General features: G+C 71.9%; 21 protein-coding genes and 1 pseudogene. 15 read left to right on the top strand and 7 right to left on the bottom strand.

The window, feature by feature from the left end:
* Nucleotides 1-67: 67 nt before the first annotated feature.
* The 8 genes from ACFXKG_RS32480 to ACFXKG_RS32445 all read left to right on the top strand — a co-directional run bounded on the left by ACFXKG_RS32480 (nt 68) and on the right by ACFXKG_RS32445 (nt 8,864).
* Entirely contained in the window at nt 68-874 is an 807-nt protein-coding gene (locus ACFXKG_RS32480) for a redox-sensing transcriptional repressor Rex (RefSeq protein WP_384846647.1), read from the top strand.
* Complete coding sequence (locus tag ACFXKG_RS32475) at nt 871-2,244, top strand: glutamyl-tRNA reductase (RefSeq protein ID WP_384846645.1); 1,374 nt, start codon at nt 871-873, stop codon at nt 2,242-2,244. The genes ACFXKG_RS32480 and ACFXKG_RS32475 overlap by 4 nt, the downstream gene beginning before the upstream one ends.
* Nucleotides 2,241-3,254, top strand: a complete 1,014-nt coding sequence (gene hemC / locus ACFXKG_RS32470) for a hydroxymethylbilane synthase (protein ID WP_384846643.1) — start codon at nt 2,241-2,243, stop codon at nt 3,252-3,254. The genes ACFXKG_RS32475 and hemC overlap by 4 nt, the downstream gene beginning before the upstream one ends.
* Nucleotides 3,251-4,912, top strand: a complete 1,662-nt coding sequence (locus ACFXKG_RS32465; RefSeq protein WP_384846641.1) for a uroporphyrinogen-III synthase — start codon at nt 3,251-3,253, stop codon at nt 4,910-4,912. Before hemC ends, ACFXKG_RS32465 begins: the two co-directional genes overlap by 4 nt.
* 206 nt (nt 4,913-5,118) lie before the next feature.
* The gene (gene hemB / locus ACFXKG_RS32460; RefSeq protein ID WP_384846639.1) at nt 5,119-6,108 is read left to right on the top strand and encodes a porphobilinogen synthase; all 990 of its coding nucleotides are present in this window, start codon (nt 5,119-5,121) and stop codon (nt 6,106-6,108) included.
* 105 nt (nt 6,109-6,213) lie between these two features.
* Nucleotides 6,214-7,164 (top strand): STM4015 family protein, encoded by a 951-nt coding sequence (locus ACFXKG_RS32455; RefSeq protein WP_384846673.1) that lies wholly within the window; start codon nt 6,214-6,216, stop codon nt 7,162-7,164.
* 88 nt (nt 7,165-7,252) lie between these two features.
* Nucleotides 7,253-8,425, top strand: coding sequence for a hypothetical protein (locus ACFXKG_RS32450; protein ID WP_384846637.1), 1,173 nt, complete (start codon nt 7,253-7,255; stop codon nt 8,423-8,425).
* A gap of 145 nt (nt 8,426-8,570) precedes the next feature.
* Nucleotides 8,571-8,864 (top strand): SCO4225 family membrane protein, encoded by a 294-nt coding sequence (locus ACFXKG_RS32445; RefSeq protein WP_384846635.1) that lies wholly within the window; start codon nt 8,571-8,573, stop codon nt 8,862-8,864.
* 72 nt (nt 8,865-8,936) lie between these two features.
* Here the strand turns inward: ACFXKG_RS32445 and ACFXKG_RS32440 are convergent, their stop codons facing one another.
* Complete coding sequence (locus ACFXKG_RS32440; RefSeq protein ID WP_384846633.1) at nt 8,937-10,118, bottom strand: serine hydrolase domain-containing protein; 1,182 nt, start codon at nt 10,116-10,118, stop codon at nt 8,937-8,939.
* Between the two features lie 79 nt (nt 10,119-10,197).
* Nucleotides 10,198-10,959, bottom strand: a complete 762-nt coding sequence (locus ACFXKG_RS32435; RefSeq protein WP_384846631.1) for an alpha/beta fold hydrolase — start codon at nt 10,957-10,959, stop codon at nt 10,198-10,200.
* A 403-nt stretch (nt 10,960-11,362) separates the two neighbouring features.
* Between ACFXKG_RS32435 and ACFXKG_RS32430 the strand changes: the two genes are divergently transcribed.
* Nucleotides 11,363-12,991 carry an IS200/IS605 family accessory protein TnpB-related protein gene (locus tag ACFXKG_RS32430; protein ID WP_384846629.1) on the top strand — a complete coding sequence of 543 codons (1,629 nt, stop codon included), beginning with the start codon at nt 11,363-11,365 and terminating at the stop codon, nt 12,989-12,991.
* Here ACFXKG_RS32430 and ACFXKG_RS32425 read toward each other — a convergent pair.
* From ACFXKG_RS32425 to ACFXKG_RS32415, 3 genes and pseudogenes are all read right to left on the bottom strand, one after another.
* Nucleotides 12,988-13,437 (bottom strand): annotated as a pseudogene (locus tag ACFXKG_RS32425) (GDSL-type esterase/lipase family protein); the annotation flags it as partial. The gene ACFXKG_RS32430 and the pseudogene ACFXKG_RS32425 sit on opposite strands and share 4 nt — an antisense overlap.
* Nucleotides 13,438-13,504: 67 nt before the next feature.
* Nucleotides 13,505-14,182 (bottom strand): response regulator, encoded by a 678-nt coding sequence (locus ACFXKG_RS32420; RefSeq protein WP_384846627.1) that lies wholly within the window; start codon nt 14,180-14,182, stop codon nt 13,505-13,507.
* Nucleotides 14,183-15,379: a sensor histidine kinase gene (locus ACFXKG_RS32415; RefSeq protein WP_384846624.1), complete on the bottom strand. Its 1,197-nt coding sequence runs from the start codon at nt 15,377-15,379 to the stop codon at nt 14,183-14,185.
* A gap of 326 nt (nt 15,380-15,705) precedes the next feature.
* Here ACFXKG_RS32415 and ACFXKG_RS32410 point away from each other — a divergent pair, with 326 nt between their 5' ends.
* Nucleotides 15,706-17,160 carry an alpha/beta hydrolase gene (locus ACFXKG_RS32410; protein WP_384846622.1) on the top strand — a complete coding sequence of 485 codons (1,455 nt, stop codon included), beginning with the start codon at nt 15,706-15,708 and terminating at the stop codon, nt 17,158-17,160.
* 155 nt (nt 17,161-17,315) lie between these two features.
* Here the strand turns inward: ACFXKG_RS32410 and ACFXKG_RS32405 are convergent, their stop codons facing one another.
* Both ACFXKG_RS32405 and ACFXKG_RS32400 read right to left on the bottom strand, forming a co-directional pair.
* Nucleotides 17,316-17,555 (bottom strand): DUF397 domain-containing protein, encoded by a 240-nt coding sequence (locus tag ACFXKG_RS32405; RefSeq protein WP_384846620.1) that lies wholly within the window; start codon nt 17,553-17,555, stop codon nt 17,316-17,318.
* Entirely contained in the window at nt 17,552-18,376 is an 825-nt protein-coding gene (locus ACFXKG_RS32400) for a Scr1 family TA system antitoxin-like transcriptional regulator (RefSeq protein ID WP_384846618.1), read from the bottom strand. The genes ACFXKG_RS32405 and ACFXKG_RS32400 overlap by 4 nt, the downstream gene beginning before the upstream one ends.
* Nucleotides 18,377-18,514: 138 nt before the next feature.
* Here ACFXKG_RS32400 and ACFXKG_RS32395 point away from each other — a divergent pair, with 138 nt between their 5' ends.
* The 5 genes from ACFXKG_RS32395 to ACFXKG_RS32375 all read left to right on the top strand — a co-directional run bounded on the left by ACFXKG_RS32395 (nt 18,515) and on the right by ACFXKG_RS32375 (nt 21,485).
* Nucleotides 18,515-18,922 (top strand): ATP-binding protein, encoded by a 408-nt coding sequence (locus ACFXKG_RS32395; protein ID WP_384846616.1) that lies wholly within the window; start codon nt 18,515-18,517, stop codon nt 18,920-18,922.
* A 91-nt stretch (nt 18,923-19,013) separates the two neighbouring features.
* Complete coding sequence (locus ACFXKG_RS32390) at nt 19,014-19,928, top strand: NADP-dependent oxidoreductase (RefSeq protein ID WP_384846614.1); 915 nt, start codon at nt 19,014-19,016, stop codon at nt 19,926-19,928.
* Between the two features lie 33 nt (nt 19,929-19,961).
* A complete protein-coding gene (locus tag ACFXKG_RS32385; protein ID WP_384846612.1) occupies nt 19,962-20,441 on the top strand; it encodes a MarR family winged helix-turn-helix transcriptional regulator in 480 nt (159 codons plus the stop codon).
* An 82-nt stretch (nt 20,442-20,523) separates the two neighbouring features.
* The gene (locus tag ACFXKG_RS32380; protein ID WP_384846610.1) at nt 20,524-21,306 is read left to right on the top strand and encodes an N-acetylmuramoyl-L-alanine amidase; all 783 of its coding nucleotides are present in this window, start codon (nt 20,524-20,526) and stop codon (nt 21,304-21,306) included.
* Nucleotides 21,307-21,347: 41 nt separating this feature from the next.
* Nucleotides 21,348-21,485, top strand: a complete 138-nt coding sequence (locus ACFXKG_RS32375) for a hypothetical protein (RefSeq protein ID WP_384846608.1) — start codon at nt 21,348-21,350, stop codon at nt 21,483-21,485.
* The last annotated feature ends 18 nt before the right edge of the window (nt 21,486-21,503 follow it).

The following is a 21,503-nucleotide window of genomic DNA, read 5'->3' as shown; positions in this document are numbered from 1 at the left end:
CTGCATTCGACGGGGCGGTCCTGGGACATACGGCCGCCTGCAGCCCAGCTCATCCCGTTGGAGCACCGTGGCAACTGGCCGAACTCACCGACCGGCGACCCGTAGCCGAGGAATCCCCGAGGCCACCGTCGCCAGGCTTCCGCTGTATCTGCGGGCGCTGACCGCTCTCTCCGAGCGCTCGGTACCCACGGTCTCCTCCGAGGAGCTCGCCACCGCCGCCGGGGTCAACTCCGCGAAGCTGCGCAAGGACTTCTCGTACCTCGGCTCCTACGGGACCCGCGGTGTGGGCTACGACGTCGAGTACCTCGTCTACCAGATCTCGCGCGAACTGGGCCTGACCCAGGACTGGCCGGTCGTGATCGTCGGGATCGGTAACCTCGGCGCCGCGCTCGCCAACTACGGCGGGTTCGCCTCCCGCGGCTTCCGGGTCGCCGCGCTGATCGACGCCGACCCCGCGATGGCGGGCCGGCCGGTTGCGGGGATCCCCGTCCAGCACACGGACGAGCTGGAGACGATCATCAGCGACAACGGCGTCTCGATCGGGGTCATCGCGACCCCCGCGGGCGCCGCCCAGCAGGTCTGTGAGCGGCTGGTCGCCGCCGGGGTCACCTCGATCCTCAACTTCGCGCCGACTGTGCTGTCGGTGCCCGACGGTGTGGACGTCCGCAAGGTCGACCTCTCCATCGAACTCCAGATCCTCGCCTTCCACGAGCAGCGCAAGGCCGGTGAGGGCGCCGCCGCCGAGGCGGCCCTCGCGGCGATGACGCCCGCCGAGCGCGAGACCGCCGCGGGCGTGACGGAGACGACGGCCGACGCCACCCCCTCCGGCCGGAAGGGACCCGACGGGGACGTCCCCGCGGTGATGCCGGCATGAGTCTTCTGGTCGTCGGACTGAGCCACCGCAGCGCGCCGGTGAGCGTCCTCGAACACGCGTCGCTCGCCGCGGACGCGCAGGTCAAGCTGTTGCAGGACACCCTCGCCGCGGAGCCCGCGACCGAGGCCACCGTCCTCGCCACCTGCAACCGCATCGAGCTCTACGCCGACGTCGACAAGTTCCACGCCGGGGTCGCCGAGCTGTCCACCCTCCTCGCCCAGCACAGCGGCGTCGGGCTGGACGAACTGACCCCCTATCTCTACGTGCACTACGAGGACCGCGCCGTCCACCACCTCTTCTCGGTGGCCTGCGGTCTGGACTCGATGGTCGTCGGCGAGGGCCAGATCCTCGGCCAGATCAAGGACACGCTCGCGCTCGGCCAGGAGCTGCACACCGCGGGCCGTCTCCTCAACGACCTGTTCCAGCAGGCCCTGCGGGTCGGCAAGCGGGCCCACAGCGAGACCGGGATCGACCGGGCCGGGCAGTCTCTTGTCACCTTCGGCCTCGAACAGCTCGCCACCGGCGCCGACGTGGACGCCTGGGCCAAGGGCAAGCGCGCGCTGGTGATCGGCGCGGGCTCCATGTCCTCGCTGGCCGCCGCGACCCTCGCCCGGGCCGGCGTCGCCGAGATCGTCGTCGCCAACCGCACGGCCGGCCGGGCCGAGCGGCTCGTCCAGATACTGGCCCAGTACAGCCTGACCGCGTCCGGCGGGGGCGTCACCGCCCGCGCCGTGGACATGGGCGCCGTCCCCGGCGAGCTGGCCCGCGCCGATGTCGTCGTCTCCTGCACCGGCGCCACCGGCCTCGTCCTGACGGCCGACGCCGTCGAGGGCGCGCTGCGGGACCGCGCCTGCCCGGCGCCGCTCGCCCTCCTCGACCTCGCCATGCCCCGCGACATCGACGCCGGGGTGCACCGGCTCGGCGGCGCACGGCTGGTGGACATCGAGACGCTGGCCGAGGCGTCCGCCGACGCGCCCATGGCCGCCGACGTCGACCAGGTCCGCACGATCGTCTCCGACGAGGTGGCCGCCTTCGGCGCCGCCCAGCGCGCCGCCCACATCACCCCGACCGTGGTCGCGCTGCGCGCCATGGCCGCCGACGTGGTGAACAGCGAGATCGCCCGCCTCGACAGCAGGCTCCCCGGCCTCGACGGGAAACAGCGCGCCGAGGTCACCAGGACCGTGCGCCGCGTTGTCGACAAACTCCTGCACGCGCCCACCGTGCGGGTCAAGCAGCTCGCCAGCGAGCCCGGCGGCGCCGGGTACGCGGACGCGCTGCGTGAACTCTTCGACCTCGACCCGCAGACGGTCGCCGCCGTCAGCCGGGCCGACCTGAATGACACCGACGGTGTAGGCAGAGGGCGAGTATGACCGAGAAGGCACTGAGGCCCGAGACGGCCTCACGGCCCGAAGAGCCGTTGAGGCCCGACAAGGCCCTGAGGCTGGGCACGAGGCGCAGCAAGCTCGCCATGGCGCAGTCCGGCCTGGTGGCGGAGGCGGTGCGCCGGCTCACCGGGCGCCCCGTCGAACTGGTCGAGATCACCACGTACGGCGACACCTCGCGCGAGCACCTGGCGCAGATCGGCGGCACCGGCGTCTTCGTCACCGCGCTCCGTGACGCGGTGCTGCGCGGCGAGGTCGACTTCGCCGTGCACTCCCTCAAGGACCTGCCGACGGCGCAGCCCGCCGAGCTGACGCTGGCCGCCGTGCCGCGCCGCGAGGACCCCAGGGACGCGCTGATCGCCCGGGACGGGCTGCTCTTCAAGGGGCTGCCCGACGGGGCCCGCGTCGGTACGGGTTCGCCGCGCCGCACGGCCCAGCTCAACGCGTACGCGCGCAGTCATGGGCTGACCATAGAGACCGTGCCGATCCGCGGGAACATAGACACCCGGATCGGATACGTCCGCAGCGGGGAGCTCGACGCCGTCGTGCTCGCCGCCGCCGGGCTCCATCGCATCGGCAGGTCGGACGAAGTGACCGACCTCCTGCCGGTCGACACCGTTTTGCCGGCCCCCGGCCAGGGGGCCCTCGCAGTGGAGTGCGCCGCGGTCAACGTGGACCTCGCCGCTGTGCTCGCCGGGCTCGACGACCCGTACACCCGGGTCGCCGTGACCGCCGAGCGTTCCCTGCTCGCCGCCCTGGAGGCCGGCTGCAGCGCACCTGTGGGCGCGCTGGCCGACCTGCTGGCCGACGGACAGGTTGTCAACGAAATGCGCCTGCGCGGCGTCGTCGGCACGACCGACGGCTCGACGCTGGTGCAGCAGTCCATCACCGGTCCCGTACCCACGTCGCTCGACGACGCCCTCGCGCTCGGGCGCGAACTCGCGTCGGGGATGCTCGCCAAGGGTGCGGCCGGTCTTATGGGGGAGCGAGCACATTGAGCCCCACCACCTCTGACCTTCCGGCCTGCTCCGCATCGGGGCACGTCACCTTCCTAGGTGCCGGACCCGGAGATCCGGGTCTGCTGACACTCCGCGCCGTCGAGGCGCTCGCGGGGGCGGACGTACTGATCGCCGAGCCTGATGTGCTCGACGTCGTACGGAGCCATGCGCGGGCCGGCGTGAGCACCCCTGCGCTGACGGTTGTCGACGATGCGTCAGCAGCCGCCGGGATCCCCGCGATCCGGGATGCGGCCAATATTGTCATGGAGGCCGCGCGGGGCGGCAGGCGGGTGGTCCGTGCGGTCGCGGGCGACCCCGGGCTCGACGGCGACGCGGGCACGGAGATGCTCGCCTGCGCCACCGCGGGCATCCCCTTCGAGGTCGTCCCCGGCGTCGCCGCCGCGGTCGGTGTGCCGGCGTACGCCGGGGTGCCGCTGCGCGACGCACAGGGCACGGACGTACGCATGGTGGACGCCAGGACCGCCAGCGAGCGCTGCTGGAGCGAGGTCGGCGCCAGCGACGGCACGGTCGTCGTCTCCACCACCCTGGAGTCGGTGGCGGCCACCGCCGGTGAGCTGGTCGCGGCCGGCCGCAAGCCGGACACCCCGATGACCGTCACCGTCGCCGGTACGACCACGCGCCAGCGGACGTGGAACGCGACGCTCGGGACGATCGCGCAGATCCTGAAGCAGGCGAAGGTGCTGCCGTCGCCGGAGGGACACCGGCCGGTCATAGCCGTGGTCGGGGAGCGCAGCGCCGCGGCCCAGCGCGATCAGCTCGCGTGGTTCGAGTCCAAGCCGCTCTTCGGCTGGAAGGTCCTCGTCCCGCGCACGAAGGAGCAGGCCGCCTCGCTCTCCGACCAGCTCAGGTCGTACGGCGCGGTCCCGCACGAGGTCCCGACCATCGCGGTCGAGCCGCCGCGTACGCCCCAGCAGATGGAGCGCGCGGTCAAGGGCCTGGTCACGGGGCGGTACGAGTGGATCGCGTTCACCTCGGTCAACGCGGTCAAGGCCGTACGGGAGAAGTTCGAGGAGTACGGGCTCGACGCCCGCGCCTTCGCCGGGATCAAGGTCGCCGCGGTGGGCGAGCAGACCGCCGCGGCGCTGGTCGACTTCGGTGTGAAGCCCGACCTGGTGCCCTCCGGTGAGCAGTCCGCCGCCGGACTGCTGGAGGACTGGCCGCCGTACGACCCGGTCTTCGACCCGATCGACCGGGTGTTCCTGCCGCGCGCCGACATCGCCACGGAGACGCTGGTGGCCGGGCTGATCGAGTTGGGCTGGGAGGTCGACGACGTCACGGCGTACCGCACCGTGCGCGCCTCGCCGCCGCCGGCCGAGACCCGCGAGGCGATCAAGGGCGGCGGCTTCGACGCCGTGCTGTTCACCTCGTCCTCGACGGTCCGGAACCTGGTCGGTATCGCGGGCAAGCCGCACAACGTGACGGTGATCGCCTGCATCGGCCCCGCGACGGCGAAGACCGCCGAGGAGCACGGGCTGCGCGTCGACGTCCTGGCGCCGGAGCCGTCGGTGCACAAGCTGGCGGAGGCGCTGGCCGCGTTCGGCACGCAGCGCCGGGAGGCGGCCAAGGAGGCCGGCGAAACGGTCACCCGGCCGAGCGAGCGCCGTCCGGGCAGCAGGAGACGGCGTACGACGACCTGAGGCCACGGCCTCTGGTGTGTAAGTTTCGCTGGGCGCGCGGCCCGGTCGCTGAGGCGGCCGGGCCGCGCCGTGCGTGACGGGTGTTTCCGGGGTTTCCGGTCCCGGTGTCGGTAAGGCCATGGGGCGCCCGGGGCTATCGTCGGAGGTGGCCCCGCGCGCACGGAGCAGCGGCAAGGACACCCCAGAGGGGCAAGAGGCGACTGACGATGACTGAGTACGGATCCTTCCCCGGTTCGCGGCCCCGCCGGCTGCGCGTCAACCCGGTCATGCGCCGGATGGTCGCGGAGACCCGCGTCCACCCGGCGGACCTGATCCTCCCCGTGTTCGTCCGCGAGGGGATCAGCGAGCCCGTGGCGATCTCCACGATGCCCGGTGTCGTCCAGCACACCCTGGACACGCTGCGGAAGGCGGCGGTCGAGGCTGCCTCGGCGGGGGTCTCCGGCATCATGCTCTTCGGCGTACCGGAAGAGGCCAAGAAGGACGCCATGGGGTCGGCCGGCACGGACCCCGACGGGATCCTTCAGGCCGGCATCCGCGCCGTGAAGGCCGAGGTCGGCGACGACCTGGTCGTCATGTCCGACCTCTGTCTGGACGAGTTCACCGACCACGGCCACTGCGGGGTGCTGGACGGCGAGGGCCGGGTCGACAACGACGCGACCCTGGAGCGGTACGCGGAGATGGCGCAGGTCCAGGCCGATGCGGGCGTCCATGTGGTGGGCCCCAGCGGCATGATGGACGGCCAGATCGGGGTGGTGCGCGACGCGCTCGACACGATCGGCAAGGAGGACGTGGGGATTCTCGCGTACACGGCGAAGTACGCGTCGGCGTTCTACGGCCCGTTCCGGGAGGCCGTCGGCTCGTCCCTCCGGGGCGACCGCAAGACGTACCAGCAGGACCCGGCCAACGCCCGCGAGGCCCTGCGCGAGCTGGCGCTCGACGTCGAAGAGGGCGCCGACATGGTGATGGTCAAGCCGGCCCTGCCCTACCTCGACATCCTGGCGCGGATCGCGGAGGGCACGGACCTGCCGGTCGCCGCGTACCAGATCTCCGGCGAGTACGCGATGGTCGAGGCGGCGGCGGAGAAGGGCTGGATCGACCGGGACGCGGCGATCCTGGAGACCCTGACCGGGATCAAGCGCGCGGGCGCCTCCATGATCCTGACGTACTGGGCGACGGAGGCCGCGCACCGGCTCTGAACTGCCGGTTCGACGGGGCCCGGGCCGGTTGTCAGTGGCTGCTGATAGAACGTCAGGTGTCGGAAGCGGCCCGAACCGAGCCCCGGGAGCCTCATCTTGTCGCACGTGCAGCATGTCCGGGAGTTCTACGGGCTCCCCGCGTTCACCGTCCCGCCGTTCGCCCACCCGGCGGAGCTGCCGGACCCGGCGGCCGTCGCCTGGCGCTTCCAGTGCGGGCCCTACGAGTCCGACGAGGACTACCACGTCTGCTGGGAGCGCTTCGTCGGGAATGTCGAGCTGGAGAAGGTGCGGGCGGTCATCCTCGGCTTCCCCTGGTACGACTTCGACGGGGGCGGCGGGGAGCGCTGCCTGACCGAGCTGAGCTCCCGGTTCACCTCGCTGGAGGCGGTCTTCCTCGGTGACGTCGAGGACGACGAGGCGATGATCTCCACGATAGGCCAGAGCGATCTCTCACCGTTCCTGGCGGCGTTCCCCGGGCTGCGGGAGCTGGCCGTACGCGGTGGGGACGGCCTGGACTTCCCCGTGACGGGCCACCAGGAACTGCGGGTGCTGCGCGTCGAGTCGGGCGGCCTGCCCCGGGAGGCGGCGGCACACATCGCCGCGGCCGAACTGCCCGCGCTGGAGCGCCTGGAGCTGTGGCTCGGCGACGACGAGTACGGGGGCGGCACCACGGTCGAGGACCTCGCCCCGCTGCTCGCGGGAGTCGGCAAGCCGAGCCTGCGTCACCTGGGGGTCCAGAACAGCCCCGTCCAGGACGAGATGGCCGCCGCGTTCGCCTCCGCACCGGTCGTGGAGCAGTTGACCTCGCTGAGCCTGTCGATGGGCACGCTCTCCGACACGGGCGCGGAGGCGCTGCTGCGCGGGCAGTCGCTGACCCACCTCGAACTGCTCGACCTCTCCCACCACTTCCTCAGCCGGGACATGATGCTGCGGCTGTGGACGACGCTGGAACCGGCGGGGGTCCGGGTGCATCTGCGCGGGCGGAACGACGAGGACGAGGACCTTCTCGAATTCGCCGAGGAGGACCACGGCCGCTATGTCGCGGTGGCCGAATGAGCGCCGTAGCCGCGGGCGTTCCCGCCGCCGCGCCCGCGGGCGTTCCCGCCGCCGTTCCCGCCCTCACACCGCTTCGAAAGGTGTCACGATGAGGCACACCCCCGAGTTCGAGGATCCGGACGACAACCGGATCACCAGTCTCCGGCTGGCCGGCAAGGCGCCCTGGTGGACGACCGACAGAACGGTGCCGTACGGGCATGTCCTGTACGCGGCGGCAGGGATGGGGTGGAGCGCCGACGCCGTGGTGGCCCGGCTGACCGCGCTGGGGTTCGCCGACATCGCGCTGCCCGAAGGCCCGTTGCCCGGGAGGGTCACACCCGACGACGCCCTGCTGTCCAATGCGGGAGGCAGGACGGACCACCACCTCCGCTGGATCGATGCCGGCGCGCCGGTGCCGCTGCGGCACATACTCGACGCGGCCGGACGGGTGGGCCGGAGTCCCGCCGATGTCGAGCGGACGCTGATCTCCTTCGGCTACCGGATCGAGGGAGGCACCGGTGCCCCACCGCTGCCCGAGACCCCCGACCCCCGGGACATCATGCTGATCCGCACGAACGCCCGAGGCAGCGGGACGTGGCTGGAGCGCGGCGCGGAGGTGAGCGCGCGGCAGGTGATCTCCGCGGCGGCCCTCCTGGGGTGCGGCCCGCACACCGCCGCGAAGCGGCTGGCCGAGCTGGGCTGCCGGCTGCCGTACACCCCGGCGGCGGAGGACGAGCGGATCATCGGGGACGGGCGTGCCGCCGTCGGGCACATCCTCTCCGTCGCCCGGGAGCTGGACCGTACCCCGGCGGAGATCGTCGCCCGCCTGACGGAGCTGGGGCACCACGTCCCGACGGGCGTGCCGGACACCCCGGAGGCGGACGACTTCGTCATCCTCAGCGAACACCTCGACGGCCGGGCCCCCTGGTCGGCCGCGAACGGTGTCGTCGGCGTACAGCCGCGGCACGTCCTGCGCGCGGCCCTGGCCACCGGCCGGAGCCCCGCGGACGTCGCCGGACGGCTGGCCGAGCTGGGCCACCGGCTGCCCGAACACGCGCGGCTGCCGGAGGTCGCCGAGGAGGCGGACGTCCAACTGCTGAAGTCCCTCGATCCCGACCGCTCCCTCCTGGACGACGTGCTCCTGGAGAACGTCCTGTGCTGCGCGAGCCTGACGGGCCGCACCCCGGCGGACGTCGCGGCGCGGCTGACGGAACTGGGCTACCGGCTGCCCGAGGAGGTGGCGTACCCGGAGATACGGGGGTCGGCGGCGGTCCGGCCATGACCGCGCGGGCGCGGCGGGGGTGGCCGGCGAGCGTACCCAGCGCGCACTGAGTAGGTGTACGGATGCCGGTCCGCCCCCGGCGGCGTGATCCTTGAAGTACAGGAGATCCGGAGCGGACTCCGCCGTACACGAGGAGAGACGAGCCATGACCATGGCCTTCCAGGGACCGGCCCACTACGAGCGCGGACGCGTCGCCCTGTGGATCGGCGGCGCCTACGCCGCGCTCGTCGTGGGACTCGCCCTCTGGATCGGGGCGCTCATCCTGTTCGACGACCCCGGGTTCGCGGGTGTCTGGCTGATCGGGGCGACGCTGCCGATCTCCGTCCCGTTGACCGTGCTGCCGCTCCCGGACGCGGCGTATCTGCCGCTCCTGACGGTCGGGGGCCTCGCCCAGGCATGGGTGCTGTGGCGGGTGCTGCGGGGCAAGCGGGTGGGCTGACGCCCGACGGCGCCGGGCCGGTCACGGCGGAGCGCCGGTCACGGCGGAGCGCCGGTCACGGCGGAGCGCCGGTCACCGCACGGCGCCGCCCGCCTCCGCCGCGTACCGCCAGAAGTCGCGCATCAGGGTGGGCGGGGTCGGACCGGTCATCGCCACCTGGCTGAGCAGGATCGTCACCGCGCCGGTGGACGGGACGAGGTGCGCGGCCGTTCCCGTACCGCCGACCCAGCCGTACCGGCCCCGTACGTTCCAGGGCGCGGACTCCACGACGTCCACCGAGCCGCCGAACCCCCACCCCTGCCCCTCCGTGAACAGTCCGCTCGCCTCGCGCTGCGCCGGGGTGAGGTGGTCCGTGGTCATCCGCGCCACCGACTCGGGCGACAGCAGCGTCCGGCCGCCCGCGCGCCCCTCGGCGAGCAGCATCCGCGCGAAGGCGTACAGGTCGTCGGCGGTCGACACCAGCCCGCCCGCGCCGGACGGGAACGACGGCGGGGTGCTCCACTGCCCGTCCGGGGCGTCGATCAGGTCGAGGCCGTCGCCGGGGCCGCTCTCCCCGTCCCTCTTGTAGTAGCTGGTGAAGCGGTCGAGCTTCGCGGCCGGCACGGCGAATCCGGTGTCCGTCATGCCCAGCGGTTCGAACAGCCGCTCCGCCAGGAACTCCGGCAGCGACCGGCCCGCGACCCGGGCGATCAGCACGCCCTGGATGTCGGAGCACGTGTTGTAGAGCCACGCCTCGCCCGGCTGGTGCAGCAGCGGGATCCGCGACAGCTTCTCCATCCACGTGCCGGGCGCCGTCAGATGCAGCGGTTCCGGCGTCCCCTGGGTCAGCTCCTCGAAGAGCAGCCGGACCGCGGGGAGCGAGAAGTCGGCGGGGAAGCCGTACCCGGCGCGGAAGGTGAGCAGGTCGAAGACGGTGATCGGCGCGATGGCCGGGACCACGTCGTCGACCGGGCTCCCGGGCGTACGGACGACACGCGGCGCGGCCAGCTCCGGCAGCCACCGCGCCACCGGGTCGTGCAGCCCGATCCGCCCGTCGTCGACCAGCATCATGAGCGCGGCGGCGGTGATCGGCTTGGTGGCCGACGCGATCCGGAAGATCGTGTCCCGGGCCATCGGAGCGCCCCCGGCCGTATCGACGGAACCGACCGCCGCCACCTCGGGATCCCGCCCGGCGCCGTGCGCCACCAGGCCCACCACGCCGGGTACGGATCCGCTGTTGACATGGGAATCAAGGACATCGCTCAGGCTGTTCATACGGTCCACCTTCTCCGGGATGCGGTGTGAAGGAGGACTTCCGACACGGCCCGAACTCATCGGACCGGCGATCGGAGGATCAGGGGGAGCGCAGCGCCGCCGCGATCACCGCGTCCGGGTTGTCCCGGTACACGGAGTGCCCCGCCCCTTCCACCACCGACCAGCGGAACCCGGAGTTGACCTGCTCGATCCGGCGGCCCTCGTCGGGGCTGAAGACCCCGTGCCGGCTCGGGTCGGCGGCGAGCACGGTGACGGGCCCCGGATACGCGGCCAGCGCCTTCTCGTACGACCACGGACCGTTGTCCCGCAGGAGTGTCTCGACCACGTACGGCGTGGTCCGGCGCGCCGCCTGCGCCTTCAGACAGGCGTCCTCGGGGTGCCAGTGCGGGTTCTCCCTGAGCATCTGCTCCGGGTCGGCGTTCCGTACCTCGGCGGAGACCGAGCGGACGAAGCCCTCGATCATCTCCTCCCGTACGGTGATGACGGGGTCGAGCAGCAGCAGCCGGTCCGCCCAGCCGTGGTCGGCGCTGGCGGCGGCGATGGTGACGAGACCGCCCAGGGAGTGCCCGACGACGAGGTCCCACGCCGCTGATCCGCCGGGCGGCCGGATGGGCAGCACGTCGGCCACGAACCCGTCGATGTCGTAACGCCGGGTCCGTGGCGCGAGCCCGTGCCCCCGGAGGTCCGGGGCGGTGACCGACCAGCCCGCGCCGGCGAGTTCGTCCGCCACGCGCCACCAGCAGGCCGCCGCCGAGGTGAGACCGTGGAGCAGCAGGACGCGCCGGGGCGCGTCCTGTCGACCCCAGTGCAGGACAGGCAGTTGTACGGGGGTGTGATCCATCGCGCCATCGAAGCACGGCGTGGGGCGCGTGGGGTACGGGAATCAGAGAGTGGCGGGCTTGACTTCCCCGGAGAGAGGCAGTCCGAGCCGCGCCACGGCCTGGGCGACCAGACGGGACATCTGGGCGGCGCCGTTCTGCTGGAAGTGGGTGTCGTCCGAGACGCCGTTCGGGAAGTTGGGGTACTGCCCGGGTTTGGAACTGCTGCCAGGTAAGTGAGTTCTAGGGACTATGAGTGTGCGGGGGTGAGTCTGGGCTGCGTCGGGTTCCCGGTCCTGTTCCGGTGGGGGTGGGTGGCGGTTGGGCTGGTGGGGTGACTTTTGACCCGGTGGTTCGTTGTCTTGTTCGACACGGGATGCCGGTGCCGAACTCGGGGGCCCGGAGATCGCAGAGGGGGTGGGATGGGTGGCGGACCTTCGAGGGCTCACCGCGCCGTTTGTCGTGCCCGGCCCGGCGGGTGTCGCGGTGCGTGCCCGGCTGCGGGTGTCGGCCGCCGAGGAGCGGGTGCTGGGTGAGGTGGGCGGCTGGTTGGGGTCGTTGGCGTCGGGGGATCTGGCGGCACGCTGCCGTGATGGCCTGGATCATGACGCGGAGCGCTGGGCGGTACGCAAGCGGGCGTTGACGGGGCGTTCGTCGTCGCGGTGGGCCGGGAGCATCACCAAGGCCACCCACGACCAGTGGGCCCTGGCCCGCCGGAGCCTGGCCACGCACATCCGCGGGCTGGAGGCGGGGATCGCGACGGTCCGCCACCGACTGTCCCTGCCGGTCGGCGAGAAGGGCAGCAAGCGTGCGCCGGGTGGTTACCGTTCGCGGCGTGAGTGGCACGCCAAGTCCCGGCGCCTGACCGTCTTGGAGGCGCGGCACGCGCGGGCGGTGGCGGAGTGGCGGGCGGGGCGGGTGCGGGTGGTGCGGGGCGGTAGGCGTCTGGCGAACACCCGCCACCACCTTGCCGAGGCGCGGCTGACCGAGGAGGAGTGGCGGCGTCGGTGGGAGGCGGCGCGCCTGTTCCTGTCGGCGGACGGGGAGTCGGGCAAGCGGTACGGCAACGAAACCATCCGCGTCACCCCTGACGGGCAGCTCTCCCTCAAACTCCCCGCGCCGCTGGCGCATCTGGCGAACGCGCCGCACGGCCGGTTCGTCCTGGAGCGGCCGGTGGTCTTCCCGTACCGGGGCGAAGAATGGGCCGACCGGATCGCCGGGAACCGGGCCGTCGCCTACACCCTGCACCACGACACCGACCGCGACCGCTGGTACGTCACCGCCGCCTGGCAGCGCAAGAATGTGCCGGTCCTGCCGTTGGGGGCGGCGCTGGCGGCGGGGTGTGTCGGGGTGGACATGAACGACGACCACCTCGCCGCCTGGCACCTTGACCCGCACGGCAACCCGGTCGGTGACCCGCACCGCTTCTCCTATGACCTGACCGGCACCGCCGCCCACTGGGACGCGCAGATCCGCCACGCCCTCACCCGCCTCCTCCACTGGGCCCGCCGATGCGGGGTGAAGGCGATCGCGGTCGAGGACCTCGACTTCGGCGGGGAGAAGACCCGTGAGAAGCACGGCCACAAAAAGCGCTTCCGCCGATTGATCTCCCGTTTTCCCACCGCGAAGCTCCGGGCCCGCCTGGTGTCGATGGCCGCCGAACACGCGGTCACGATTGTCGCGGTGGACCCGGCCTACACCTCCCGCTGGGGCGCCCAGCACTGGCAGAAACCCCTCACCACCCCACGACGCAAAACCACCCGGCACGATGCGGCGAGCATCGCGATCGGACGGCGCGCCCAGGGACACCCGGTCCGGCGACGGACGGCACCGCCCCCTAACGACCGGAGCGATCGTTACGGGCATCGGACCGTCCAGGCCCCACCGGGTGTCCCTGGGCGTGAGGAACCCCGCCCCCGTATTCCCGGACCACGGACACGATCCGTGCCGCCCGGACACGGAGCGAACGCGGGCAACCAGAACGCCCAACACCGTTCGGGACGTTCGGCTGAGCACGAGTCCTGCCAACAGGACTCACTCCCGCTCAGTCCTTAGGAACGGTTCAGCCACAGGAAGACGTTCTTGGACGCCTCGATCCCGATGCCGTTGAGGTAGGCGCGGCTGAGCGCGGACAGGTCGACCAGCGGCGCGCCCTCCTTGGCGGCGACGGCCTTGGCGGCGTCGACGTACGCGGGGAACGAGACGTTGAACTGCCCGGTGGACGCGTTGTACGACCGCCGCGACACCGGAGTCACCACGACCGGGGTCGCCCCTCGGGCGCGGGTGGCCCGGATGTAGTCGTTGCGCAGGTACTCCTTGTAGTCGGCGGGCGGGGTGTAGCGCTCGGCGTTGCCGACGGTGGCGTCGTTGTGGCCGAACTGTACGAAGAGGTAGTCGCCCGGCTTGATGACCTGGTGGATCGAGGCGAGCCGCCCCTGCTCGACGAAGGAACGCGAACTGCGCCCGCCGATGGCCCGGTTGACGACGGTGATGTCGGAGCCGGGGGCGGAAAGGTTGGCGGGGTGCGGAAAGGGTGGCGGTGCGCTTGAGGGGCGCCCCGGCGCGGGGTCATTCCTCCGCGTCGCGGACCAGGAGTGCGATCTGCACCCGGTTCTCCACCGCCAGTTTGCTGAACAGGTTGCCGGTGTGCGCCTTGACGGTGGCGACGCTGATCCGCAGCCGCCGGGCGATCTCCGGGTTGGCCAGTCCGTCCGCGATGGCCCGGGCGGTTTCGCGTTCCCGTTCGGTCAGTCCGGACAGCTTCTTCCGCGCGGCCTCGCGGGACGAGCCGCGAGCGTGGGACGACCCCGGGCCGGTGGCCGCGGCGATCACCCGTGCCGTGGCCGCCGGAGACAGCGCGGGGCTGCCGCCCGCGACGGTCCGTACCGCGTCGAGGATCCGCGACGGCTGGGTGTCCTTGAGGACGAACCCGAGGGCGCCGGCCTCCAGCGCGCCGAGCACCAGATCGTCGGAGTCGAAGGTGGTCAGGACGAGCACCCGGGGCGGCGCCGGCCGGGTGAGGATCTCCCGGGTCGCGCTGAGACCGTCACGGCCGGGCATCCGTACGTCCATCAGCACGACGTCCGGCCGCTGCTCGTCCACCACGGTGATCGCGGCGTCCCCGTCCGCCGCCTCCGCGACGACGGTCAGGTCCGGTTCGCCGTCGATGACGAGCCGCAGCACCATGCGTACCAGCTGGTCGTCGTCGACGATGACGACCCGCACCGGCTCCCGTTCGCTGTCCACTCAGGCTCCCTTCTCGTGGGCCGGGTCCGGCCAGGGTAGTTGTGCGCTGAGCACATATCCGTTGTCGGACGTGGGGTGATGGGAGAGTTGTCCGCCGGCGAGGCCGACGCGTTCGGTGAGGCCGAGCAGACCGAATCCCGATGCCGGTGGCCGCGCGCTCCCCGCAGTGGCCGAGGCTGCGGCCGCTGCGGAATTGCGGACGCTGACGTCCAGTCCGTCGCCCGCCGTTCCTCCGAGAGTGATGTGGACGGGTGCGCCCGGGGCGTGTTTGGCGGCGTTGGTCAGTCCTTCCTGGACGATCCGGTAGCAGGTCCGTCCGACGATGTCGGACGGATTTCCCGTCACGGCGGTCGTGAGCGTGACGTCCAGTCCGGACGCACGGGCTTCGGCCGCGAGTGCGGGTATCCGGTCGAGGGAGGGCTGCGGTGGTTCCGGGCGGTCCGGGTCGGCCCGGAGCACACCGAGGACGTCCCGTAGCTCTTCCAGGGCCTGCTGGGAGCCGTCGGCGATGCCGCGGATCAGCACGCGGTTCTCCTCGGCCGTGAGGTCGCCGCGGTGGTCCAGCGCTCCGGCCTGCATGGCGACCAGGGAGATCCGGTGCGCGAGCACGTCGTGCATCTCGCGGGCGATCCGGTTCCGTTCCCGGGCCCGTGCCTGCGCCGCGCGGGCCGTCTGTTCCCGTTCCGCGCTCTCCGCCCGGTCCCGCAGCGACCGCACTTCGGCCCGGCGCGCGCCGACGGCCATGCCCACGGCCGCCGCGGTGCCCGCCGTAAGTGCCGGGAACACGAGCAGGGCCCACCACGAGCCTGGCGGGATCTCGACCGGGTAGAGCAAGGCGGCGAACTGCGACGCGGTCACGTAGGCCAGCCCGACGGCGCCGATCTCCACCGGGCGGCGACGGGTGGAGAGCGAGCACAGCGCCACGAGCACGGTGCCGGTGGCCAGTGACGACATGGTCGAGGCGACCGCGACCGTCATGGCGACGGCGAGCGGGAACCGCCGCCGCCACAGAAGCGCCGTCAGGCAGCCGAGCGCCACCAGCGGATCACCGGTGAGGAGCCAGGAGTTCGATTCGGCTGTCTGCCGGTACAGCAGCACACCGGTGGAGAGCCAGATCGGCACGCCCACCGCCGTGGCCGCCGCCAGCGGCCAGGCCTGCTCCCACCACCCGAGCCGTGGCGCACCGTCGCTGTTCACCGGGCCAGTATCGCGAAACGGGGGTGGCCGGTGAGCCGGACCAACGGCTGATGTTCCCTGACCAAAGTCGTGTCATCGCCCCGACCGTGGGCGGTGTCGGTCCGATCCGCTGGGCTGATGTGCCGGCCGCGCCGCGCGGACAGACTCGTTCACGGCCGAGGCAACCGGACAAGAGGACTGCGCCGTGTACGCGCTCGGTCCGGCCGCCCTCGGCCCCGTAACTCCGCCCGGACCGACGTGCCGGCCCACGTGAACGGGCGGTCACCGGGCCGTCCCGCGCCCGCCCGTACCGGCGGCCCCCGTGCGCCCCTCAGGAGGACATCCAGATGAACAGAACCCTGTCCCTCGCCCTCGCCGCCCTCACGGTGGCGGCGACCGCGATCCCGGGAGTGTCGGTGGCGGCGACGCCGGACACCGTACGGTGGGGCCTGTGCCCGGAGGACGTCGTCGCGCCCCACCTTGAGTGCTCGACGCTCGAAGTACCGCTGGACTACCGGGATCCCGGCGGCCGGCAGATCGAGATCGCGATCTCCCGGCTGGCGAGCGAGAATCCGGCCCAGCGCCGCGGCGTACTGCTGACCAATCCGGGCGGCCCCGGCGGCGGGGGGCTCGACTACCCGGCCGTTCTCGCCGCCTCGGGGCTGCCGCAGGGGGTGCTGGACGCCTACGACGTGATCGGCTTCGACCCGCGTGGCGTCGGCCGCAGCGCGCCGGTGACCTGCGATCTGACGCCGGAGCAGCAGGCACGCGGCAACTTCGCCCCGTACGCGCACACCGATGCCGATGTGGTCCGGGAGGTGGGGCACGCCCGGACCGTCGCCGAACAGTGCGCCACCTCGCGGACGGCGGGGATGCTGCCGCACACCACCACCGCGAACACCGCGCGCGACATGGACCGGATCCGGGCGGCGCTGGGCGAGCCGAAGCTCTCGTACCTCGGTCACTCCTACGGCACCTACCTCGGCGCGGTGTACGCGACGATGTTCCCCGGGCGCGGCGACCGGATCGTGCTCGACAGCAACCTGGGCCCCGGCGGTTACGACGTCACGGCCATGCGGAGGTTCGCCCGGGGACTGGAGGACCGGTTCCCGGACTTCGCGGCGTTCGCGGCCGCACGTCCCGAGTACGGCCTGGGCAGCACGCCGGAGCAGGTGACCGCGAAGTTCTTCGATCTCGCGGAGCGGTTGGACGAGAAGCCGGTCCAGGACATCGACGGAACGTCGTTCCGTGGGGCCACGTTCGAGTTCCTCTACAGTGACGCGACCATGCCCCTGCTGGCCAAGATATGGCAGGCCCTCGACACGGACCGGCCGCTGCCGCCGCTCAACCTGCCGGCAGCGGACCCGAACGGCCTCATGTCCGGCCGCTTCTACGTGGTCTGCGGTGACTCCCGCTGGCCGGGGACGGTCCGGGAGTACCAGAAGAACGTCGCGGTCGACCGGGTGCGCTACCCCATGCTGGGCGGGTCCACGGCCAGCATGAATCCGTGCGCGTTCTGGCCGACCGAGCGGGTCGAGCCGCCCGTACGCATCGGTGACCGGGGTCCGTCGAACGTGCTCATGGCGCAGAACGAACGCGACCCGGGGACGCCGCTGGCCGGAGCCCTGGAGCTGCGGCGGGCGTTCGGCAAGCGGGCCACGCTGGTGACGGCCGACCAAGGAGGGCACGGGGTCTATCCGTTCGGCCCCAACACGTGCGCGAACGACGCGGTGACGGCGTTCCTGACCGCCGGGCAGCGCCCGTCCCAGGACCTCGCCTGCGCGGCGGAGCCGAGCGAGTAAGGGGAGCCGGGACATGCTCAAGGAGTGGCGGCGTCGTCGGCCCGCTCACCCAGGTCGAGCCCATCGCCCCGCGCATCACGGCTACGCCACCACTGGCTGCTCGACGGCGGCGCGGGCGGCTGACGGCGCTCCCGACGTCGTCAGGGCGGTTGCGGTCAATTGGCCGCGTACGGGGTGAAGGTGGCCCAGGCGGCGGGCGCGAGGGTGAGGACGGGGCCGGTGGGGTTCTTGGAGTCGCGGATGTGGACGGCGTGGGGGCAGGGGGCGATCTCTACGCAGGCGCCGCCCTGCTCGGTGCTGTAGCTGGACTTCCGCCAGTCGTAGGCGACTTCGAGGCAGGCGCCGCCTTCGCTGCCGCTGTAGCTCGACTTGAACCACCCAAGCGTGGTGTTCATTGTTCTCCCAGAAGACGGTCCAGCAGGCTCTTGGACTCCTCGGGTGAAAGGGCCTGTGAACGCAGCATCGCATACTTGCGGGCCATGATGGACACCTCGTCGGGGTCGGAGACCCAGTGGCTGCCACGGTTGGATTCGGCGTAAGCGAGATGCTGGTGGTCGGGGGTTTCCAGCACGAAGAAGGGGCCATCCAACCCTGCATGTTCGCCACGGTCCAGCGGAAGGACCTGGAGGGATACTCCTGGTAGTTCGGCGCAGGCGCGCAGGTGTTCCAACTGGGTGCGATGAACCTCTGGGCCTCCGAGGGGGAAGGAGAGAACCGGCTCCCAGATGACGAAGCTGACTGTGGGCCCGTCCTTGCGGTGCAGGACATCCTGACGATCCATGCGCGCGTTGGTTTTGGTTTCGATCTCCTCCTCGTCGAACGCGGGTACGCGGCTACGGAAGACGGCCTGTGCGTAGGGCCTGGTCTGGAGCAGCCCGGGCACCACCTGGTTCTCGTACGAGGAGATGGCGATCGCCTCTTGCTCATGGTCCACGTACTGCTCGGCCCACAGCGGGAACTGGTCGCTCTCCGGCAAGTTGGCCAGCCCGGTCGACAACGTGCCTTTGGTGTCGATCAGTTCATCAAGTTTCGCCGCGATGTCCGGCTTGAGCGCTCGCCTCCCGGTCTCGATCGAACGGATGGTCTCCTCATCGAGGTTGGCGAGCGCGGCGAGTGCTCTCTGCGTGTGTCCCGCAGCCTTGCGGAACACCGCCAACTGGGCGCCGAGCATCTTCATCGCGGACGCGTTCTTCTTCGAGCGGCTCCTGGGATTCATGTCATTCAGCTCTCCACTAAGACCGGTACTTGATCCTCGGCGACCGGTACGCGCAATTGGTACCGGGCCACGCACTGTTCCAGCGTAGTCACACTCTGCGACGGTTGGTTCGTGAATGCGACAACTCGCCATTGTGTGATGAGAGAGCGGTTCTTCCGCCGTGACCGCCGTTCCGTCCCCGCAGCCAGGAAGTTCGCCCACTGGGCCCTGACCGACTGGGACTTGACCGAGGGGTTCCGCTGCGAGGACGTGTTGCTCTGCGTGAGCGAACTTTCAACCAACGCCCTGCTGCACGGCGTTCCGCCCGGCCGGGGGTTCCGGCTCTTCCTGCGGTACGACGGCGACGTGCTCCGTGTCGAGGTGCACGACAGCGGGCCCGGTGTGCCGGGGATTGTCGACGCGGGGGACGGGGAGGGCGGGCGTGGGCTGCTCCTCGTGGCGGCGTTCGCGGACCGGTGGGGGGTGAGTGAGCGGCGGCCCGGCAAGGTCGTGTGGTGCGAGTTCGGCGTGCGGCGGGAGGGCGGCCTCCGGGTTCCCTCGGAGTGATTACTTGGCTAGCCACATAATCGGTGCTACTTTTATGTGGCTGGCCACGGAAAGTGGTTCGGCGCGGCATCCACCTGAGGAGACCACCGTCATGAAGGCCATTGTTTTCGACGCGTTCGGCGGCACCGAGGTCCTGCACGAGGCCGAGATCGACGTCCCCCAGCCCGGCCCCGGTCAGGTCCGTGTGCGGGTACAGGCTGTCGGCGTCAACCCGGTGGACGGCAAGATCCGCTCCGGTGGGATGGAGGCGATCTTCCCCACCACGCTGCCCGCCGTGCCCGGCGGGGAGATCGCCGGTGTGGTCGACGCCGTCGGTGAGGGTGTCGACCACCTGAAGGTGGGGGACGAGGTCCTGGGCTGGTCCGACACCGGCTCCTACGCCCAGTACGCCCTGGCACCCGCAGCCGTCCTCGCGCCCAAGCCGGCCGGCCTGGAGTGGACGAACGCCGCCGCCCTGCCCGTGGCGAGCGACGGCGCCGAACGCGTGCTGGACCTGCTCGACGTCACCTCGGGCGAGACGCTGCTGATCCACGGGGCGTCCGGCGCGCTCGGCACCATCGCCGTCCAGCTCGCCGTCGCACGCGGCGCCCGTGTCATCGGCACCGCCGGACCGGCCAACCAGGAGTACGTCACCTCGCTCGGCGCGACCGCGCTGGTCTACGGGCCCGACCTGGTCCAGCGGGTCCGCGCGCTCGCCCCCGGCGGGGTGGACGCCGTCTTCGACGCCGCGGGCAAGGGCGCCCTGGAGGACTCCATCACCTTGCGCGGCGGCACCGGCCGTATCGTCACCACCGCGGACTTCCGGGCCGCCGAACTCGGCATCGTCTTCGCCGAGGGCCCGCAGCGCCGCTCCGCGGCCCGGCTGGCCGAGCTGGCCCGGCAGGCAGCCGACGGCACACTGGTGACGACGATCAGCGCCACCTACCCGCTGGCGGAGGCCGCGAAGGCGCAGCAGGCCAGCGACGCCGGCCACAACCGCGGCAAAATCGTCCTCACCGTCAACTGACCGATCACCCACTCTTGTGACCAGGGAGCAGCAATGCCCGACACCACCTCATCGGAAGTGCCGGACGCGGCGCGTGACGGGCGATTGAGCTACGCCATCTTCCAGCTCGCCCGTGCCCACCGCGGCCACGCCGCCGCCATGCTGCGCGCCCTGAACCTGCACCCGGGACAGGAACTGCTGCTGATGCAGCTCTTCGACCGCGACGGCCGGACGCAGGCGGAACTTCTGGAGCGGGCCGGACTCGACCACTCCACCGTCTCCAAGTCGCTGCGCCGCATGCAGGAGGCCGGACTGCTCACCCGGGAGCCCGCTCCGCACGACCGGCGGGTCATGGTGGTCCACCTCACCGACGCCGGCCGCGCGCTGCGGGAGCCCATCGCCGACATGTGGCGCACCCTGGAGCAGATTTCCGTACGCGATCTGACCCCTGACCAGATCGAGATGTTCACCGCGTGTGCGCGGACCGTCGAGAAGTCGGTCAGGGACCACGGCCGGCAGGCCTCCGGCGGGTGAATCCGACCCGGGCCGGGGGCCGTTCACCCTGGCGGGCGTACCCAGCAGCCCCACGCGGCGCCGGCGGGCGCAGAGTGGGGCCATGGGGCAGCGTGGGTTCGACCGGTTCAAGGTGGCGGCGGCGCTCTGCCTGCCGGGGCTTCTCCTCGTGACGTGCGACGCCCCCGCACATGACCGGTCGGCCCCGCCCCGCGGTGAAGCGCGGGCCCGTCCCGCGAAGGTGCCGAGGCCGCCCGTGGTGGAGCGGCGGGCGTGGCGGGCGGACGAGACGGCCGTACGGGAGAAACCGCTGTACACCGGGCCCGTACAGGCTGTGTTCGTCCACCACACACTGCACTCGAACAAGTACGACTGCGGGAAGGATGCGCCCGCCATGCTGCGGTCGATGGAGCGGCACCACATCAACCGCATGGGGTGGGCCGACCTCGGCTACAACTTCGTCGTGGACCGCTGCGGAACGATCTACGAGGGACGCGCGGGCGGTGTCGACCGGGCGGTCAAGGGGGCGCACACGATCGGCTTCAACGAGCGCAGCGTCGGTATCGCCGCCCTCGGCCACTTCGAGAAGGGCGAGACCGTCCCCGCGCCGATGCTCCGGGCCCTGGCGACGGTGGCGGCCTGGAAACTGAAGCCCGGCGCCGACCCGGAGGGGCGGACACGGCTGGTCTCCAGCAACGACGGCAGCCGGCATCCGGAGGGCACGCCGGTGGAGGTGAACGTGATCTCGGGCCACCGCGACGAGTTCGACACCACCTGCCCCGGCGACGCCCTGTACGAGGCGCTGCCCCGGCTGCGCGAGGAGACGGCCCGCATGCGGCACGGAAGGACCCCGGTGGGGCCCGCAGGAGCGCGCGGGTCGCGGTAAAACCGGTCGCCGGCCGGTCTTCTCCTCCCTACCTTGCGGCGATGATGGATTTCGGATTTTCGGACAACGCGGCGGCCCGCGATCTCTACGCGTCGCTGGGGTTCAGGCCGACGGAGGCCGTCGAAGGGGACGAGGTGGTCGCCTGGCTGCCGGCGGAGGAGGCCGGGGTGACGGGGTGATGGGGGAGAGCTGAGGGC

This window comes from Streptomyces sp. NPDC059255 (assembly GCF_042752355.1).
Lineage (GTDB): Bacteria > Actinomycetota > Actinomycetes > Streptomycetales > Streptomycetaceae > Streptomyces.
This window is presented reverse-complemented; position numbering and strand designations above follow the sequence as displayed.

Excerpts from the sequence above, each read along its gene's own strand:
- ACFXKG_RS32410 (WP_384846622.1), top strand. The coding sequence starts at position 15,706 with ATGAACAGAACCCTGTCCCTCGCCCTCGCCGCCCTCACGGTGGCGGCG.
- ACFXKG_RS32395 (WP_384846616.1), top strand. The coding sequence starts at position 18,515 with ATGAGAGAGCGGTTCTTCCGCCGTGACCGCCGTTCCGTCCCCGCAGCC.
- ACFXKG_RS32440 (WP_384846633.1), bottom strand. The coding sequence starts at position 10,118 with ATGAACAGCCTGAGCGATGTCCTTGATTCCCATGTCAACAGCGGATCC.
- ACFXKG_RS32450 (WP_384846637.1), top strand. The coding sequence starts at position 7,253 with ATGAGGCACACCCCCGAGTTCGAGGATCCGGACGACAACCGGATCACC.
- hemC (WP_384846643.1), top strand. The coding sequence starts at position 2,241 with ATGACCGAGAAGGCACTGAGGCCCGAGACGGCCTCACGGCCCGAAGAG.
- ACFXKG_RS32445 (WP_384846635.1), top strand. The coding sequence starts at position 8,571 with ATGACCATGGCCTTCCAGGGACCGGCCCACTACGAGCGCGGACGCGTC.
- ACFXKG_RS32405 (WP_384846620.1), bottom strand. The coding sequence starts at position 17,555 with ATGAACACCACGCTTGGGTGGTTCAAGTCGAGCTACAGCGGCAGCGAA.
- ACFXKG_RS32435 (WP_384846631.1), bottom strand. The coding sequence starts at position 10,959 with ATGGATCACACCCCCGTACAACTGCCTGTCCTGCACTGGGGTCGACAG.
- ACFXKG_RS32390 (WP_384846614.1), top strand. The coding sequence starts at position 19,014 with ATGAAGGCCATTGTTTTCGACGCGTTCGGCGGCACCGAGGTCCTGCAC.
- ACFXKG_RS32380 (WP_384846610.1), top strand. The coding sequence starts at position 20,524 with ATGGGGCAGCGTGGGTTCGACCGGTTCAAGGTGGCGGCGGCGCTCTGC.
- ACFXKG_RS32475 (WP_384846645.1), top strand. The coding sequence starts at position 871 with ATGAGTCTTCTGGTCGTCGGACTGAGCCACCGCAGCGCGCCGGTGAGC.
- ACFXKG_RS32375 (WP_384846608.1), top strand. The coding sequence starts at position 21,348 with ATGATGGATTTCGGATTTTCGGACAACGCGGCGGCCCGCGATCTCTAC.
- ACFXKG_RS32400 (WP_384846618.1), bottom strand. The coding sequence starts at position 18,376 with ATGAATCCCAGGAGCCGCTCGAAGAAGAACGCGTCCGCGATGAAGATG.
- hemB (WP_384846639.1), top strand. The coding sequence starts at position 5,119 with ATGACTGAGTACGGATCCTTCCCCGGTTCGCGGCCCCGCCGGCTGCGC.
- ACFXKG_RS32385 (WP_384846612.1), top strand. The coding sequence starts at position 19,962 with ATGCCCGACACCACCTCATCGGAAGTGCCGGACGCGGCGCGTGACGGG.